The sequence below is a fragment of the Pseudarthrobacter sp. NPDC055928 genome, assembly GCF_042270935.1.
GTDB lineage: Bacteria > Actinomycetota > Actinomycetes > Actinomycetales > Micrococcaceae > Arthrobacter.
On the sequence record NZ_JBHJZH010000025.1, the window covers coordinates 13,966 to 31,019 of the forward strand.

17 protein-coding genes are annotated in these 17,054 nt (G+C 64.1%); 7 read left to right on the top strand and 10 right to left on the bottom strand.

Annotated features, from left to right (window positions below):
* Position 1: 1 nt before the first annotated feature.
* Positions 2 to 736 carry a GAF and ANTAR domain-containing protein gene (locus ACFC25_RS21320; protein ID WP_376048890.1) on the bottom strand — a complete coding sequence of 245 codons (735 nt, stop codon included), beginning with the start codon at positions 734 to 736 and terminating at the stop codon, positions 2 to 4.
* A gap of 147 nt (positions 737 to 883) precedes the next feature.
* Here ACFC25_RS21320 and ACFC25_RS21325 point away from each other — a divergent pair, with 147 nt between their 5' ends.
* The 3 genes from ACFC25_RS21325 to ACFC25_RS21335 all read left to right on the top strand — a co-directional run bounded on the left by ACFC25_RS21325 (position 884) and on the right by ACFC25_RS21335 (position 3,828).
* Complete coding sequence (locus tag ACFC25_RS21325) at positions 884 to 2,692, top strand: glycoside hydrolase family 15 protein (protein ID WP_337348854.1); 1,809 nt, start codon at positions 884 to 886, stop codon at positions 2,690 to 2,692.
* A 117-nt stretch (positions 2,693 to 2,809) separates the two neighbouring features.
* A complete protein-coding gene (locus ACFC25_RS21330; RefSeq protein WP_337348855.1) occupies positions 2,810 to 3,103 on the top strand; it encodes a hypothetical protein in 294 nt (97 codons plus the stop codon).
* Positions 3,103 to 3,828, top strand: a complete 726-nt coding sequence (locus tag ACFC25_RS21335; RefSeq protein WP_337348856.1) for an HAD family hydrolase — start codon at positions 3,103 to 3,105, stop codon at positions 3,826 to 3,828. The genes ACFC25_RS21330 and ACFC25_RS21335 overlap by 1 nt, the downstream gene beginning before the upstream one ends.
* 43 nt (positions 3,829 to 3,871) lie before the next feature.
* On the opposite strand, the gene ACFC25_RS21340 is transcribed toward ACFC25_RS21335, so the two are convergent.
* Entirely contained in the window at positions 3,872 to 4,117 is a 246-nt protein-coding gene (locus tag ACFC25_RS21340; protein ID WP_337348857.1) for a hypothetical protein, read from the bottom strand.
* Between the two features lie 170 nt (positions 4,118 to 4,287).
* Here ACFC25_RS21340 and ACFC25_RS21345 point away from each other — a divergent pair, with 170 nt between their 5' ends.
* Entirely contained in the window at positions 4,288 to 5,469 is a 1,182-nt protein-coding gene (locus ACFC25_RS21345; protein WP_376048861.1) for a zinc-dependent alcohol dehydrogenase, read from the top strand.
* A 19-nt stretch (positions 5,470 to 5,488) separates the two neighbouring features.
* On the opposite strand, the gene ACFC25_RS21350 is transcribed toward ACFC25_RS21345, so the two are convergent.
* From ACFC25_RS21350 to ACFC25_RS21375, 6 genes are all read right to left on the bottom strand, one after another.
* Positions 5,489 to 5,851 (bottom strand): VOC family protein, encoded by a 363-nt coding sequence (locus ACFC25_RS21350; RefSeq protein WP_376048864.1) that lies wholly within the window; start codon positions 5,849 to 5,851, stop codon positions 5,489 to 5,491.
* 66 nt (positions 5,852 to 5,917) lie between these two features.
* A complete protein-coding gene (locus ACFC25_RS21355) occupies positions 5,918 to 7,027 on the bottom strand; it encodes a serine hydrolase domain-containing protein (protein WP_376048866.1) in 1,110 nt (369 codons plus the stop codon).
* 230 nt (positions 7,028 to 7,257) lie between these two features.
* On the bottom strand, positions 7,258 to 8,070 hold the full coding sequence (locus ACFC25_RS21360) for a bifunctional allantoicase/(S)-ureidoglycine aminohydrolase (protein WP_376048869.1): 813 nt from the start codon (positions 8,068 to 8,070) through the stop codon (positions 7,258 to 7,260).
* Positions 8,071 to 8,084: 14 nt separating this feature from the next.
* A complete protein-coding gene (locus ACFC25_RS21365) occupies positions 8,085 to 9,362 on the bottom strand; it encodes a DUF6986 family protein (RefSeq protein WP_376048871.1) in 1,278 nt (425 codons plus the stop codon).
* A gap of 3 nt (positions 9,363 to 9,365) precedes the next feature.
* Positions 9,366 to 10,964, bottom strand: coding sequence for a malate synthase A (gene aceB / locus ACFC25_RS21370; protein WP_376048874.1), 1,599 nt, complete (start codon positions 10,962 to 10,964; stop codon positions 9,366 to 9,368).
* A 25-nt stretch (positions 10,965 to 10,989) separates the two neighbouring features.
* On the bottom strand, positions 10,990 to 12,453 hold the full coding sequence (locus ACFC25_RS21375) for an NAD-dependent malic enzyme (RefSeq protein WP_337348865.1): 1,464 nt from the start codon (positions 12,451 to 12,453) through the stop codon (positions 10,990 to 10,992).
* 208 nt (positions 12,454 to 12,661) lie between these two features.
* Here ACFC25_RS21375 and ACFC25_RS21380 point away from each other — a divergent pair, with 208 nt between their 5' ends.
* Together ACFC25_RS21380 and ACFC25_RS21385 are read left to right on the top strand one after the other, a co-directional pair.
* On the top strand, positions 12,662 to 13,417 hold the full coding sequence (locus ACFC25_RS21380; RefSeq protein WP_337348866.1) for an IclR family transcriptional regulator: 756 nt from the start codon (positions 12,662 to 12,664) through the stop codon (positions 13,415 to 13,417).
* A 146-nt stretch (positions 13,418 to 13,563) separates the two neighbouring features.
* On the top strand, positions 13,564 to 13,800 hold the full coding sequence (locus tag ACFC25_RS21385) for an SCO4226 family nickel-binding protein (protein ID WP_197497113.1): 237 nt from the start codon (positions 13,564 to 13,566) through the stop codon (positions 13,798 to 13,800).
* Between the two features lie 58 nt (positions 13,801 to 13,858).
* On the opposite strand, the gene ACFC25_RS21390 is transcribed toward ACFC25_RS21385, so the two are convergent.
* Both ACFC25_RS21390 and pucL read right to left on the bottom strand, forming a co-directional pair.
* Positions 13,859 to 15,358 carry a nucleobase:cation symporter-2 family protein gene (locus ACFC25_RS21390; protein ID WP_376048879.1) on the bottom strand — a complete coding sequence of 500 codons (1,500 nt, stop codon included), beginning with the start codon at positions 15,356 to 15,358 and terminating at the stop codon, positions 13,859 to 13,861.
* 178 nt (positions 15,359 to 15,536) lie between these two features.
* Positions 15,537 to 16,445 carry a factor-independent urate hydroxylase gene (gene pucL, locus ACFC25_RS21395; protein ID WP_376048882.1) on the bottom strand — a complete coding sequence of 303 codons (909 nt, stop codon included), beginning with the start codon at positions 16,443 to 16,445 and terminating at the stop codon, positions 15,537 to 15,539.
* 360 nt (positions 16,446 to 16,805) lie between these two features.
* Here pucL and ACFC25_RS21400 point away from each other — a divergent pair, with 360 nt between their 5' ends.
* On the top strand, positions 16,806 to 16,997 hold the full coding sequence (locus ACFC25_RS21400; protein WP_376048884.1) for a hypothetical protein: 192 nt from the start codon (positions 16,806 to 16,808) through the stop codon (positions 16,995 to 16,997).
* Positions 16,998 to 17,054 lie beyond the last annotated feature (57 nt).

The following is a 17,054-nucleotide window of genomic DNA, read 5'->3' on the forward strand; positions in this document are numbered from 1 at the left end:
GTCAGCTGAAATGGGTCTTGAGCGTGCCGCCGCCTGCGGATTCCACTATGGCCAGGGCCACGTCGCGCAGTTTCATGTTGCGCGTGCTGGAGGCGGATTTGATCAGCTCCATCGCCTCGTCCTGGGTGCAGCGGTTCTGTCCGATGATGATCCCCACCGCTGTATCGATCACCGTGCGTGAGTCCAGTGCCGCCTTCAGGTTGGCAGCAGTATCCGTATGCTGCGCCAGCCGGACGGCAAGGCGCATTCCCTTGGAAGCCTGGGACACGTAGCCGAGTGCATGCTCAACGGCGCTGGAATCGAAGACGCCCGCGCGGTCGGAGTAGAGGTTGATACCTGCCTTGGCGTCGTCGCCGGAGAGCTCGAATGGGATGGCCAGGACGGACCGGATCCCGTGGTTCAGCACGGTGGCAGCGTAGTCCGGCCACAGCGTTTCTGTGGTGAAGTCCCTGATGTGCACCACCACCCCTTCCCTGGCGCATTGGAGGCACGGCCCGTCGCCATACTCGTACTGCAGTTCGTCAAGCAGGCGGGCCCTAGGGCCACTGCTCGCCACGGTGGCCGCTGTCCGGTGGCGGAGCAATGTAATGCCGCACAGGACTTCGCCCCGTGGACCGGAGAGGTTCTCTGCCGAGAAATTCGCCAGTTCGTTCAGGAAGTCCTCCACGTCCTGCGTGTCCAGGAGGAGATCCTGTATTTTCTCGATGACGAGGCTGTGCGTAGCTGGCTGTTCCAAGGTATGCCTCCGCTGTTGCTGGCTGGTACTGAAGAACCTGGCCTGCTGGCGGCCACCACGGGTGGCCACAGGCAGCTGCTTTACCTTGATTTCAGGCTACACCCGTTGAACCTTCGGCCGCGGAGGTACGTGTGGCAGTGTATGGGAATGGCGCGAATTGAAGATTATGCGGTGGTCGGGGACCTTCACACCGGAGCGCTGGTGAGCACTTCCGGATCCATCGACTGGCTGTGCTTGCCGCGGTTTGACTCTCCGGCCTGCTTCAATGCACTCCTGGACACGCCGGAAGCCGGCCGTTGGCTGCTGGCGCCTGCGGCCGGCGGGACCTGCACCCGGCGCAGCTATCGCGAGGGAACCCTAGTCCTGGAAACCGTGTGGGAAACCCCCGAAGGCACCGTCCGGGTGATTGACTTCATGCCACCCCGTGACGAGGTGGCTGACATCGTGCGCATCGTGGAGGGTGTCAGTGGCAGCGTCAGGATGCACAGCGAGCTGGCGTTGCGCTTCGACTATGGGCACATTGTGCCTTGGGTCCGGAAGGACGAGCACGGCATCCACGCCATCGCCGGGCCGGACGCCGTCTATTTTGTGACCGGGGCGCCCGTGCGCGGCGAGAATATGCACACCGTCAGCGACTTCACCGTCGATGAAGGCCAGAAGGTTCCCTTCGTGCTGACGTGGGCACCGAGCCACGTCCAGCGGCCCATGACCGTCGACGCCGAGGAAGTATTGAGCACCACCACCGCGTTCTGGCGTGGCTGGACCAGCCAGTGCACAGTCACGGGGAAGTATCGGGACGCCGTCGTGCGCTCGCTGGTGACCCTCAAGGCCCTGACCTATGCGCCGACCGGGGGGATTGTTGCCGCCGTGACCACATCGCTGCCGGAACAGCTGGGCGGCCCCCGCAACTGGGACTACCGCTATTGCTGGCTGCGGGACGCGACCATGACGCTGCAGGCACTACTGGCTGCGGGATACACAGCGGAGGCCGCAGACTGGCGGGACTGGCTGCTCAGGGCAGTCGCCGGCGACCCCGCTGACCTTCAGATCATGTACGGAATCCATGGCGAGCGGCGGCTTCCGGAAATGGAACTGCCCTGGCTGGCCGGTTATGAAGGCTCCAGCCCGGTGCGGATCGGGAACGGCGCCGCGGAGCAGCTCCAGCTGGACGTGTGGGGCGAGGTGCTGGACTGCCTGTCACTGACCAGGAATTCGCTGCTGAAACACACCGACGAGGCGTGGGATGTCCAAGTCGCCCTCATGCAGCACCTGGAGACCATCTGGGACCAGCCGGACAACGGTCTTTGGGAGATGCGCGGCCCCCGCCGCCACTTTACGCATTCGAAAGTCATGGCCTGGGTGGCCGCAGACCGCATGGTGAAGGGAGTCCGGGAGTCCGGCTTGCCCGGGCCCGCGGAGCGCTGGGAGGCGCTGCGGGACACTATCCACCAAGACGTCATGGCCAACGGCTTCGATGCTGGACGGAACACGTTCACCCAGTCCTACGGCCGTCCGGAACTTGATGCGAGCCTCCTGCTCATCCCGCGCGTGGGGTTCCTGCCGCCGGACGATCCCCGGGTGGTGGGCACCATCGATGCGATCCTGAGCGAGCTGACCGAAGACGGATTCGTGCTCCGCTACCGCCCGGCGGAGAGCGACGACGGCCTTCCCGGGGACGAGGGCGTGTTCCTGGCGTGTTCGTTCTGGATGGTGGAGGCGCTCCTGGGCGCCGGCCGCCGCAGTGAGGCTACCCAGCTGTTTGAGCGGCTCCTTGGACTGCGCAATGACGTGGGGCTGCTCAGTGAGGAGTGGGCCGTCAGGGCAGGGCGCCAGCTCGGAAACACTCCGCAGGCCTTCAGCCACTTTGGGCTTGTGACTAGCGCGCTTGAGCTGCATCAGGATACGGTTCGCCGGAGTGATACGCCCATACCGCCGGAAACGGAGAATGTGGCGTGACTGCTTGCAATGGGGGGATTGCAGCACTTCTCCCCGAAGGAATCAGTAAGTATACTTACTAAGACAAGCACAGCGCGCTCCCAGCACAGCGCAGTGACTGACGGAGGGGTGATTGGAATGGCCGGTTATTTTGAACTGGTGGATGCACCTGACGGTGGCTATAGAGTCAGGATGTTGGACGGGGCGGGGGACCTGATGGCTATTTCAGTGACGTTTCCCACAAAGCGTGCCGCGGTGGCAGGCGTTGCCATGGCGCGCGAGATTGCCGGGACCGGGCTGATCCGGGACCGCAGCCGCGACGGTGCCGGTACGGTGATCCGTGAACGCGTTCGGCCGGTGAACTCTGCCAAGGAGGAAACTTCCGCGCGGACCAGGAGGGTTTCGGGGGCTACGCGGGCTGCAGCTGGCTGATGGACTCCCAGCACCTTGGTCCGGCGGCCTCAAGGGGGCGCCGCCGGGGCGTCCTCTTCGATGTGGACGGAACCTTGGTGGACTCCTCCTACTTCCATACGCTCGCCTGGTGGCAGGCATTCCGGCAGCAGGGTTATGACGTGCCAATGGCCTCTATCCACCATTGCGTCGGCATGGGTGGCGACCGCTTGGTGGACAGCCTCCTGCCCTCAGGCCGGGATAAGGATTCCGACGCCGAGATCCTCGCCAGCCATGCAGCGATCTTTGCATCCAACTGGCCAGCCCTGCGCGCCTTTGACGGAGCCAGGGACCTCCTGGCGCAATGCCACGCCGGAGGCTTGGCTGTGGCCCTCGCGTCCTCCGCCCGAACCCAGGACCTCCTGGCGACACGGCGGGCCCTGGGAGCTGACGCCCATATTCATGCGGCAACCAGTGCCAACGATGCCAAGGCAAGTAAGCCTGCACCGGATATCCTGATCGCCGCGCTGGAGGCGTTGGGGGTCAGGCCAGCCGACGCCGTATACGTCGGTGATGCGGTGTGGGACATGCAGGCCGCAGCAGCCCTCGGCATCCCGGCCATTGCCGTGACCTGCGGCGGAACAAGTGCCGCGGAACTCAGGGATGCCGGTGCGGTCCAGGTCTACGCCGGCCCGCGCGACCTTCTGGAAAACCTTCAGGACAGTGCCATCGGCAGCCTGCTGACGGCGTCCTCGCCGGTGGGTTGACCCGGTGGGTTGACCCGCTTTCGTGGCCCGCTTGGCGATGCTTTTAGCCCGTTGGCGTTCCTTCGGCGGCGGTGTCGTCGGCTACCGCCGGCTTCGCCCAGGACACAACAACTTTAACGGAGCCGTCGTCGTTGCGGTCCACGTCAGTCACCACTTCGGCGACGCTGGCGCCCATGGCCAGGATTTTTGCGCGGTACGTGGTGACCAGTTCCTCCAGGCTGGATTCGGTCCACTCTCCAGGACGCATCCGGGTGGAAATCTCAACAGGTTCCGGCTGGTACAGCGACATGACGGTCCTTTCCCGCTCGTTCGTGTGATGCAAAAATCCATGTGCTTCTTACGCTAGGAGGCTTGCCGTCCCACCACAAGGAAATTTAGTCAGTCTGCTTACTTTATTTTGCAAAAAGGGCTAGCGTCGGATGATCGGCCGGAGACCCGGCACCCAGAGGAAGGCAGAAGATGAGGGCATTGACGTGGCAAGGCAAGCGCTCCGTGAGCGTGGAAGAAGTGCCGGACCCTGTGATCCAGGACCCAACAGACGCCATCGTGAGAATTACCTCCACGGCGATCTGCGGCTCGGACCTGCACCTATATGAAGTCCTGGGGCCATACATGCACAAGGGTGACGTGATCGGGCACGAACCCATGGGCGTCGTGGAGGAAGTGGGAAGCGCCGTCACCCATCTCCGGAAGGGAGACCGGGTGGTCATTCCCTTCAATATTTCCTGCGGCCACTGCTACATGTGCCGCCGGGGCCTGCAGTCGCAATGCGAGACCACGCAGGTCAAGGAGAAGGGCTCCGGAGCCGCCCTGTTCGGCTACTCCGAACTGTACGGCTCAGTACCAGGGGGCCAAGCCGAATACCTTCGCGTACCGCATGCCGACTACGGACCCGTCACAGTGGGCCAGGAACTGCCCGATGAACGCTACCTCTTCCTCTCGGACATCCTTCCCACAGCCTGGCAGGGGGTGGAGTATGCCGATGTCCACCCCGGCGGCACCTTGGCCGTCTTCGGTTTGGGCCCGGTCGGCCAGTTCGCGGCCCGGATCGGTGTGCACAAGGGCCTGCGCGTCATTGGCGTTGATCCGGTTCCGGAGCGGCGCGCCATGGCAGCACGGCACGGGGTGGAGACCCTCGACTACGGCAAGGACCTCGCCGAGGAGCTGCGGGACATGACGGAGGGGCGGGGCCCCGACGCCGTGGTTGACGCCGTCGGCATGGAAGCGCACGGTTCACCCGTGGCCGGGTTCGCCCACCAGGCCTTGGGGCTCCTGCCGGACAAGCTTGCGCAGAAGGCCATGGAAACCGCGGGCGTGGACCGGCTTGCAGCCCTGCATACAGCCCTGGACGCTGTCCGCCGCGGTGGTACCGTCTCGCTCAGCGGAGTCTATGGTGGCCAGGCGAGCCCGATGCCCCTGCTGAGCATGTTCGACAAACAGATCCAGCTGCGAATGGGCCAGTGCAACGTCCGCCGCTGGACGGATGACCTTCTTCCCTTGGTGGAGGACGACGCCGATCCGCTGGGTGTGATGGATCTGGTCACCCACCGTTCGGGCCTGGACGGCGCGCCGGCGTTGTATGAGAAGTTCCAGAAGAAAGAAGACGGCTGCATCAAAGTGGTCCTCAACCCGGGGGGATGATCTTCCGGGTCCGGAGGGCTCAGGACCGGGCCACATCCACCACGCAGAACCGGTTCCCGTCCGGATCCTCCAGCACAACGAAGTCAGGATCCTCGGGGTACAGGTCCCAGTCCGCACGTGAGGCGCCAAGGTCCAGCAGGCGGGCCACCTCGGCAGTTTGGTTGTCCGCGTAGAGATCCAGATGGATCCGGGGATGTAACTGCACGGGGGTTTCGCTGAGCATCAGGGCAATCCGCGCACCGCCGCCACCACCGTGCGGTATCAGTACAACCCACGTGTCATCGCCGTTCTCCCGGGGGACGTACCCCAGCGCGTCGCACCAGAAAGCGGTGGAACGGGCAACGTCCTGCACTCCAATAACTGTGGTTCCGATCGTCAGCATGTTTTGAATGCTTCCTTCATTGGGAGCGGCAGGCAAGCCCTTCTGCTGCCAGAAACCCGGTCGGGTTCAGCAGAGGGAGTTCAGCACCTGTTCGGCCAAGGCCTGCAGCTCTTCAATCAGCGGATTGACCGACACAGTGGGTGGTTCCGGCGGGTAGGCCACGGCAATGGTGAGCTGCCGGGAACCGTCTTCGCTCGTCATGGAAACTGTTCCATAGCCGTCGATGTCGCCGGTATGGCCGTGGTACAGCCGGTTGATGCACGTGTCGTTCCATTTGAAGAGGCCGAAGCCATAAAAATCGCTGTCCTGCCGCAGCATCTCGGTCCGGCTCTCGCTGCTCACGAGCCTGCCCTGCAGCAGGGCCGCGTAAAAGGCGTTGACCTCCGACACCGTGGATACTGCGCCGCCGGCGGCCAGTTCTGATAGCCAGGCCGGCCGGGTCACGTCCAGGCGCTCGCCGTTGATAGTGATGTAGCCATGGACCATGGTGGCCGGTTCGTCTCCGGGCCGGGGGAGGCTTGTCGACTTGAGCCCCAAGGGCCTGGCAATGTCCTCATCCAACACCGAGTTGATGCTTTTGCCACGGAGCCGCTGGACCATCAGGCCGAGCGCTGCGTAATTTGAACTGGAGTATTCGAAGCTCTGTGCGAGCTTGCGTTCCCAGGGAACCGTGGCAGCGAATGCCAATTGCTGTTCCAGGCTGAGTGGCCTGTTCATGAGATCCTGCAGCGGTCCTGAGGCCAGCAGCGGAAAGAAAAATTCGGGCATCCCGGATTCGTGGATCAGGAGTTGGCGTACCGTCACGGGGCCGGGCGGATGGAGGACACTTCCGAACTCCGGGAGGTAGGTGCTGACCTGTTCGTCCAGGTCCACTCTGCCTTCCTCCACCAGTTTCATGACCGAGACGGCAACCATGGACTTGGTGATGCTCCCCACCCTGTACGCGTCTGAGACCGTGGCGGCTTCGCGGGTTTCCAGGTTTCGGACGCCGGCCGCGTGGTTCCACGTCTCGCCGCCGTGCTTGGCTTCGATGAGTACGGCCGGGGCGCCGTCCTCGATCATCCGTCGGCTGAACTCCTCCAAGGCTGCATAGCGTCCCGGTGTTTCCCTGCGATCAGGAGGAGGGGGTTCGCCTGTGCACGCGCCGAAGGCGAGGACCATCATCGCTGCGGTCATCGCAGCAGCGATTCTTTTTACTGTGCGATTGAGCCTGGTTCCGTTCATGCTGGGCAGACCTTTCGGGCCGGCGCTGCGGCGCGGAACCGCAACGCCGGTACCTCAATGCTCCTCGCCGGCCGCAGGCGGGGCAAGGTCAGAGCCCCCCCTTTTAACCCAACTAGGTAGCAGCTGATGCTGTTTTGAGCCCTCAAAACGACATCTACTGCTACCTAGTTGGGACAGGGTGGCTACGTCAGGCGGACCTGGCGGTTCATGTCCTTGTACAGCAAGTAACGGAACTCGCCCGGACCACCCGCGTAACAGGCCTGCGGGCAGAAGGCGCGCAGCCACATGAAGTCGCCCGCCTCCACCTCCACCCAGTCGTTGTTGAGCAGGTACATGGCCTTGCCCTCCAAGACATACAGGCCATGCTCCATGACGTGGGTTTCCGGGAACGGGATCACACCGCCGGGCTGGAAGGTGACGATGTTGACCTGCATGTCATGTGCCAGGTCGCTGGAGTCCGTGAAGCGGGTGGTCTTCCAGGCGCCGTCCGTGTCAGGCATCGGAGTTGGCTCCACGTCCTTCTCGTTGGTCACGAAGGACTTGGCTTCGTAACCCTCAAGTCGCTCGTACGCCTTCCGGATCCAGTGGAAGGAGACGATGTCGTCCGAGACATTCTCCACGCCCCACTCCGAGCCGGCCGCAAGGTACGCATAACCGCCCTCTTCGAGCGGATGCAGCTCGCCGTCCAGGGTCAGGTTGACCTTGCCCTTGGTGACGAAGATGACGCCTTCGACGCCGGCCTCGAACTCGGCTTTAGGGGCACCGCCGCCCGGGCCGATCTCCACGATCAGCTGCGAGAACGTGGTAGCGAAGCCTGAGATGGGACGGGCGATGATCCAGGACCGCGTTTTGGAGAACCCCGGCAGGTTGGAGGTGACGATGTCAGTCATGACGCCCTTGGGAATGACCGTGTAAGCCTCCGTGACGATGGCCCGTTCCGTGGTGAGGTGGGTCTGCGGCGGCAGGCCGCCCTGTGGGTAGTAGTACTTGCCCATGTGAATGCTCCTAATCAGTGGGAAGTTGGTTGTGCCAGCCGCGGGTGCGCCAGTGCCGTCAGCTGGGAAAGTCCGACGCCGGCCAGCGCCTGGACTTCATCGCTACCAACGGCGCCGCACTGCACGCCGCGCAGGACGAATGCGGCCAGCGCACGGGCGGTGGCGGGTTCATCCATGACCCCGCCTTCCGTGCGTTCGACGTAGTTGCGCAGGCGCGCGGCGGCGGCAGGGAGGCCCTGCCGGTAGAACGCATAGGTAGCGGCAAAGCGGCTGGGCAACTGCGCCGGGTGCAGGTCCCAGCCCTGGTAGTATCCGCGTTCCAGCGACCGCCGGACCAGCCGGCCGTGCAGCTGCCAGGCGTGCAGGACGTTGTCGCCCACCGGGATGATATTGGTGGAACCGTCGGAGAGGCGTATGCCAGTCCCGGCCACGGCCAGCTGCATGATTTCCTTGGCGAAGTCCGCCACGGGGTGCTCCATGGACTGGTACTCGGCCGAAATCTGCAGCGATGCAGAGTAGTCGTACGTGCCGTAGTGCAGGCCGCTGATCCGGCCAGGAACCGCGTGCGGCAGCTGCGCCACGGGGGAGGTTCCCTCAGGGCCGAGGATCAGCTGCGGGGTTTCGACCTGGACCTCGAACCGCAGCCGGCCGACCGGCAGCCCATGGACTTCCTCCAGCCGCGAGACGGCGTAATCCATGGCCTGCACCTGCGCAACGGTGGTTACCTTGGGCAGTGTCAGGATGAGTCCTGCGGGCAGTTCGCCGGCCGCCGCCAGCCCGGAGATGAACAGGTCGAGGGTGCGCAGGCCGCGGGCCCGGGTGGGAGCCTCGAAGCATTTGAACCGTATCCCGATGAACGGGGGCGCAGACCCAGCCGCGACGGCGGTGGCCACGGCGGCGGCCGCAGCAACAGCGGCGGCGTCCTCGGCGTCGTCGCCCCTGTCCCCGAAGCCGTCCTCGAAGTCGAGGCGGAGGTCCTCGATCGGTTCGCTGTCCAGTTTCGCCTGGACCCGGGACGCGACTGCCCCGGCGAGGTCGGCCTCCTGGCCCAGCAGCCGGCCAAGACGTTCCAGCCCGCCGTGGGCTGCCGTCGTCGCCAGGGCCTGGGAGCCCCAGTCAGCGGCGAACGACGGCGTGAACCGGTCAGCAGGGACGTAGACCGTGTGCACGGGCTGGCGAGAGCCGTCGTCGCCCGGGTAGTTGCGGTCCAGCAGCCGGTCGGTGGCGGCCAGCTGGGTGTCGATGTGGGCGGTGTCCGCCGCGGAGAGCGACGGCGTGGGGGAAACCGCCATGCCTCAGCCCACCAGTTCGTAGGCCGGGGTGGTGAGGAAGTCCGTGTAGTCCTCGGAGAGGCAGATGTCCGCGATCAGGTTGCTGGCCGGCTTGTAGTAGAGGCGGAAGGCTTCGTCGCCGAACTCGGTGCGGAGCCGTTCGGTTTCCTCGCCCAGGATCCGCTCCACCAGCTCCCGGGTGACAGTGTTTCCGGTGTCGGCCAGGACGGACTTGTTGCGGATCTGCTGCCACACCTGCGAGCGGGAGATCTCAGCTGTGGCGGCGTCCTCCATGAGGTTGTGGATGGCCACCGCGCCGTTGCCGGACAGCCATACAGCGGTGTAGGCGACGGCGACATACAGGTTCAGGCGCAGCCCGGCCTCGGTGACCTGGCCGTCAGCAGAGGCAATGTCCAGCAGCTGGTCTGCAGTAACTGAGACTTCGGGGCGCTGCTTGTCCAGCTGGTTGGGCTTATCGCCGAGCACGGCGTCGAACACCTCGCGGCAGGTGGGGACCAGGTCCGGGTGGGCCACCCACGAACCGTCGAAACCGTCGTTGGCCTCACGGGTCTTGTCAGCCCGGACCTTGGCGAAGGCTGCCTCGGTGACCTCGGGGTGCCGGCGGTTGGGGATGACGGCGGCCATCCCGCCCATCGCGAAGGCGCCCCGCTTGTGGCAGGTCTTGACCAGCAGCTCGGTGTAGGCGCGCATAAACGGAGCCGTCATGACCACCGAGGCGCGGTCCGGAAGCACAAATTCCTCGCCGGCGTCGCGGAAGTACTTGATGATGCTGAACAGGTAGTCCCATCGGCCGGCGTTCAGGCCCGAGGCGTGCTCGCGCAGTTCGTAGAGGATCTCATCCATCTCGAAGGCAGCCGGGATGGTCTCGATCAGCACGGTGGCGCGAATGGTTCCCTGGCCGAGGCCCAGGAAGTCCTGGGCGAAGACAAAGACCTCGTTCCAGAGCCGGGCCTCAAGGTGGCTTTCCATCTTGGGCAGGTAGTAGTACGGGCCGTGGCCGTTGAGGACCAGCTGCTTGGCCACGTGGAAGAAGTGCAGGCCGAAGTCCACGAGCGCACCCACCGCGGGTTCGCCGTCGATCAGCAGGTGCTTTTCGGGCATGTGCCAGCCGCGCGGACGGGCCACCACAACGGCCAGGGGCGCGTCGGTGCGGAGCGTGTATTCCTTGCCTTCGGCCGAGGTGTAGCTCAGGGTTCCCTGGGCGGCATCGCGGAGGTTCAGGATGGAGTCGATCACGTTGCCCCAGGTGGGCGTGCTGGCATCCTCAAGGTCCGCCAGCCACACCTTGGCGCCGGAGTTCAGGGCGTTGATGGCCATTTTGGCCGGCGAGGCCGGACCGGTCATTTCAACCCGGCGGTCCTGCAGTGCTGCCGGAGCCTCCGCAACCTTCCAGTCGCCGTCGCGCACGTCCTGGGTTTCCGGCAGGAAGTCCAGCTTGCCTGTCTCTGCGACCCGCTGGCGCTTGACGCCCCGGGCGGCAAGCAGCTCGTTGCGTGTTCCGGCGAAGCGCTTGTGCAGCTCTTCGATGAACGCCAGGGCCTTGGGGGTGAGGATCTCCTCCGCGCGTTCGATCGGCCGGGGGTCTGTGACTGTGATGGCCATTTCTGGTCCTTTCGTTGGCTGCGAATCAGGCGTTGGCGAAGGCGGCTTGGGTTTCAGCTGAAACCTTTGCCGCATCCGGAGCTGTACTGGCTGCTGCGGTTGCCGCCGCGGCGTGCGCTGCTTGTGATACTGCACTAGCGACGTCTGCGGCGACATGGGGATCGAAGACGCTGGGGATAATGTAACTGGCATTCAGTTCATCATCAGCCACCCGGTTGGCGATAGCCTCTGCGGCGGCCACCAGCATTTCCGGGGTGATGTCCGACGCTCCGGCGTCCAGGAGTCCGCGGAAGAACCCGGGGAACGCCAGGACATTGTTGATCTGGTTGGGGAAGTCGCTGCGGCCGGTGGCCACCACGGCGGCGTACTTGGACGCGATGGCCGGATCGATTTCCGGCGTCGGATTGGCCATGGCGAAAACGATCGCCTTATCGGCCATGGACGCAACCTGCTCCTCGCCGATGACGTGCGGGGCGCTGACGCCGATGAACACGTCCGCTCCCGCCAGGGCCTCGTGCAGGGTGCCAGAGAAGCCATCCTCGTTGGTGTTCGCGGCGATCCAGGCGCGGTGTTCGTCGTCGTACCTTTCGCCCGAGTGGATGGCGCCGGAGCGGCCTGCGGCGATGATGTGCCTGGCGCCCTGTGCCTTCAGCAGCTGGATGATCGCCGAGCCGGCGGCACCGACGCCCGAGACCACAATCTTCACTTCTGCAAGCTTCTTGCCCACTACGCGCAGGGCGTTGACCAGGGCGGCCAGCGTGACGATGGCCGTTCCGTGCTGGTCGTCGTGGAAGACCGGAATGTCCAGTTCCTCGCGGAGGCGGTTCTCGATCTCGAAGCAGCGCGGAGCCGCAATGTCCTCCAGGTTGATGCCGCCGTAGACGGGGGCCATGGCCTTGGCAATCATGATGATTTCCTCGGTGTCCTGGGTGTCCAGGCACACCGGCCAGGCGTCCACGTTGGCGAACTGCTTGAACAGGGCGGCCTTGCCCTCCATGACCGGGAGGGCGGCGGCGGGGCCGATGTTGCCCAGGCCGAGGACCGCGGAGCCGTCGGTGAGGACGGCGATCGTGTTCCGCTTGACGGTGAGGTTGCGGGCAGCGGCAGGGTCCTCGGCGATGGCCAGGCAGACGCGGGCGACGCCGGGAGTGTAGGCGCGGGAGAGGTCGTCACGGTTGCGCAGGGCTACTTTGGGGACGACTTCGAGCTTGCCGCCCAGGTGCATCAGGAAGGTTCGGTCAGAGACGTGCTGGACCGTGACGCCGTCGAGGGCGTTCAGTGCGTCCTTGACGCGGTTGGCGTGTTCGTCGTCGGTGGTGTTGCAGGTGACGTCAACAACGAGCGTCTCGTGGTGGGACTCGGTGACGTCCAGGGCGGTGATGGCTGCGCCGGCCGCTCCAACGGCTGCAGCCAGTTCGCTGGTGGCGGAGAAGCTGGACGGTGCTTCCACACGCAGGGTGATCGAATTTCCGGGGCTCGGGTTCGCCATTGAATGTCCTCCTGGTAGGCCCGTCGCCGGGCTCGGTGCTGATCTAAAGATTTCGTATTATGGATATTATTATCTACTTTGTGGAATTACAAGCCTATGAGGTTCGTCGACTCGGGTCCAGCCGTGATGTATCTTGGGAGATCTAGGGCAATTCTTTTCACGATGCGGATAAGAGTTGTCGGAAATCGAGTCCTCAGGAGACTGGTACATGGCTGAAAAAGCCTCTGGAGGCGTGCAGTCCGTAGAGCGCGTCTTCGAACTCTTGGAACTGATCACGGATGCCGGCGGAGAAGTGACGCTCAGCGAACTCTCGTCCTCCACTGATTTGCCGCTTCCCACGATTCACAGGCTGCTGCGCACCCTGGTCACGCTGGGGTATATCCGCCAGCTGCCTAACCGCCGGTACGCACTGGGCCCACGGCTCATCCGGCTTGGCGAAGGCGCCAATAAGCAGTTAGGCGCCGTGGCTCGGCCGCAACTGAAGACCCTGGTGGACCGGCTGGGGGAGACCTCCAACATGGCTGTCCTCGATTCGGACATGGTCATTTACGTCGCCCAGGTGCCGTCCCTGCATTCCATGCGCATGTTCACCGAGGTGGGTCGCCGGGCCCACACGCATGACACCGGCGTGGGCAAGGCGATCCTGGCCCAGCTCGACGACGACGTTGTCCGCGGCATAGTGGCCCGCACGGGGATGCCCACCCCCACCTCGAAGAGCATCGGCGACATCGAGTCCCTGCTGGCGGACCTGGGCAAAATCCGGGAACGCGGCTACTCCATCGATGAGGAAGAACAGGAGCTTGGCGTGCGCTGCTTTGCCATGGCCGTGCCTAATGCTCCCACCCCCACAGCCATCTCCGTGTCCGGGCCGGTATCCCGCGTGGACGCGTCCTTCGGCGAGCGGGCGGTGCCCATGCTGCGCGAGGCGGCCCAGGCAATTTCGGACGAGTTCAACCGCAACTGACCCCACCCCCTACGGGCGCGTCAACGTACAGGTGAGGCCTCGGAGGAAGGGTATTTCCGGAGCCGTTGACCGGGTTCAGGGGTGGGCGTAGCATCAGCCCCATCCCATAGGATTTGGACCCGGCGGAGGCTATCATGGCGCAATTTATGGACGTTCATCACAACATGGTGGGAATCACTGCGGAGCAACTGCGGGAAGCCCATAACGCGGACCTGGCAATCCAGGACGACGAGCATGTTGACTTCAAGCAGGCGTGGGCGGATCCGGAATCGGGCCTGGTCTATTGCCTGTCCGAAGCCCCTTCAGCGGATGCGGTCAGGATTATCCACGAACGCTCCGGCCATCCTGCGGATGAAATTCATCCTGTACCGCTGGCCGTCTGAGGGCGCCCACCCCGTTGAAACCCCCGGCACCTGAGGTGCCGGGGGTTTCTCCTGCCAGCTAGTGGTCAGACTTTGACGACGATTCCACCGGGACTTCCTTGCCGTCGCAGTCGATCAGCTTGCCGCCTTCGTAACGGTCGCCGTCGGCCAAGCACTTGAGATCCTCCTCGCGGACCACGCGTCCCGTGCCCGCGACAAAGACCGACTGGTTTTCCGAGTTGCCGGCCTTGAGGTGGTTGAAGAGCAGGTTCAGCAGAATGGCCATCACGGCGGCGGAGCTGATGCCGGAGTGGAAGATCGTGCCGAACCAGGACGGGAACTGGTCGTAGAAGGCCGGTGCGGCGATGGGGATCATGCCGAAGCCGATGGACGCCGCCACGATGATCAGGTTCATGTTGTTCCGGTACTCCACTTTGGACAGGGTGCGGATGCCGCTCGCGGCCACTGTTCCGAAGAGTACGACGCCGGCCCCGCCCAGGACGGGTGTGGGCACCGCTGCGACCACCCGGCCCAGTACGGGCAGCAGGCCCAGAATCACCAGGATGATGCCGCCGGCGGTGACCACGAAGCGGCTCTTGATGCCGGTGATGGCTACCAGGCCAACGTTCTGGGCAAAGGCGCTCTGCGTGAACGAGCCAAAGAGCGGCGAGATGGCGCTGGAGAGCATATCGGCCCGCAGGCCGTCGCCGATGCGCCGGGAATCAACCTTGGTGCCCACGATCTCGCCGACGGCGATGATGTCAGCCGAAGTCTCGGTCAGCGTCACCAGGATGACGATGAGCATGGAGATGATGGCCGCGATATGGAACGTCGGCGGGCCGAAGGCGAACGGCGTGGGAAATGCGACGATCTCGCCCTGTCCCACCTTGGAGAAATCTGCCATGCCGGTAACAAACGCGATGACCGTTCCGATGATCATGGCCAGCAGGATGGAGAGCCGCGAGATGGTGGCGCTGCCCACCTTGCTGAGCAGCAGCACAATGGCCATGGTGGCGGCGGCGAGGCCGATGTTCGCCATGCTGCCGTAGTTCGGTGCCTTGCTGTTGCCGCCCATGGCCCAGTTGGCGGCGACCGGCATCAGCGTCAGGCCGATGGTGGTGATGACTGTTCCGGTGACCACTGGGGGGAAGAACCGAATGATCTTGGAGAACAACGGGGTGATGGCCAGGCCGATCAGCGAGGCAACGATCACCGAGCCGAAGACTGACTGGATGCCCCCGCCGCCGTGGACGATCGCCACCATGGTAGAGACACCGGCAAATGAGACGCCCTGGACGAGCGGCAGCTTTGAGCCGAAGAACGGGATGCCGACGGTCTGCAGGACGGTGGCGAGGCCGCCCACGAAGAGGCACGCGGCAATGAGCAGGCCGATGTCCTGGGAGGACATGCCGGCCGCGGCGCCAATGATCAATGGCGGGGCGATGATGCCGCCGTACATGGTGAGGACATGCTGGAAGCCGTAGGCGAAGCTGCTGCCAATGGAGAGGCGCTGGTCTTCGGGGCGGTCAGAGGGCTTGCGGCCGGCTTTGGCGGCCAGGCTTGGTTTTTTGAAGTTCACGGCAGACTTTCTGGTTCATGGCAGACGTCTTTGTCTGGCTAACGTGGTCTGGCTATAAATGTGGGGCTTAGGAGTGCCCCGCCCTGGAGTTCTTGTCCACAAAGGTGGGAGTCCGGAAGGCGCTTAAAGTGGACAAAATCTCCGGGGGCGGGGCTGATGTGGATGGTGTTCGCGGGGCCTAGCAGAAACCGGCGATGCCGGACCAGGCGATGTCCGCCGGGGTGGCGTCGTCGCGCTGGACGGTGGCCTCGATCAGGCCGTAGGGGCGGTCGGCGGCGAAGAAGACCTCGTTGGGGTTGTCGAGGCCGAACGGCGAGAGGTCCACCAGGAAGTGATGCTTGTTGGGCATGGAGAACTTGATCTCATCGATATCGCTGTGGGCTTGAAGGACCTTGGTGCCCATATCGAACAGGGTCTGCTGCAGGGCATGGGAATACTTCTCCGTGAAGCCTTCGAGCAGGAGGCCCTTGACGTCCTCGTAGCTCTTGTTGAAGTCCAGGGCGCTGAAGTCAGTTCCGGTCTTGAAGCGCCAGCGGGCGGAAACGTCGGTGGCCAGGATGCGGTCCGTGGTTTCAGGGAGCGTGGTGTATTTGTCCTTGGGGTAGCCCACGAAGCCGGACTGCGTGGACTTCAGGACGGTAAGGTCCTTGAGCCCTGAGATCAGGTGGGTTGCGGCGCCGTCGCGGACCAGGACGGCGGTGCGGACTTCCTGGCCGTTGCGCACGAAGGAGTGGTCGTGTTCGCTGCCGTGGGCCTGAATCCGGTCCCAGCTGTAGGACTCGGCTTCCCAGCGGCCGCCGGTGACCCAGTCGAAGCTGGAGGTGAAGTGCTCTCCGAGGCGCAGGAGGAAGGCTTCGGGGGAGCCAACGCCTTGACGGGCAAACGCGTAAATCGTGTTCTTCTGGGTGTCGGTTGCCACCACGTGGGCGTTGTCGCCTTCCCGGTGGGCGGCCTCGAAGTCGCCGCGCAACTGCGAGGTGACGTTCAGGTCTTCGATCTCGTGGCGGTCGGTGTCGCGGGTGATCTTGACGACCCGGACTTCGGCCTTTCCGTACTGGTTGTGGCCGAGGATGATGTTGCTGCTCATGGTCTGATTCCCAACTTCAGGTATGTGGGACAAAGTTCCACATAGAAATTAAGCGCGCGTTTCCCACGCGTTTCTAGTACCGTCGGCCCAACAAAAAATGAGCCGACATCAATTGATGCCAGCTCATTACGACCCTGCCTGCTGCTCCCAGGTTACGTGACTTGCGCCACGAGTTGGTTTCCAGAATAGCCCAGCAGTGCGGTGGTGTACATCACAATCTGAAAAATCAGTTTGTGACTGACGGCCTGCGAGGCCGTTGACGAACCCTGCGCCTGGAGCCTAAGCTATTTCACATAGCAGAAGTTCCTTTCCACTTTGCGGAAGTTACACGAAACCGCCAACCCCTCGGAGGAGGATCAGATGTACCAGCAGGACACGCCGGTTGCACCGGCACAGACGGCGGCACCCTCAGTCCAGGAGTTCTACCTCCCCCTCGGAGGCGGAACGGATCCGGACTTCTATCTGCCGGCAGACCGTGAGCATGTTCAGGGCCGGTTCTCACGCTGGGTCCACGCCCTTCCGGGCTTCGGCCAGCGTTCCCAACGCCGCTGACGACTCGCATGTTCACTGAGGACACGGAAATGGCCTGGCGACACCCGAATTCGGGTG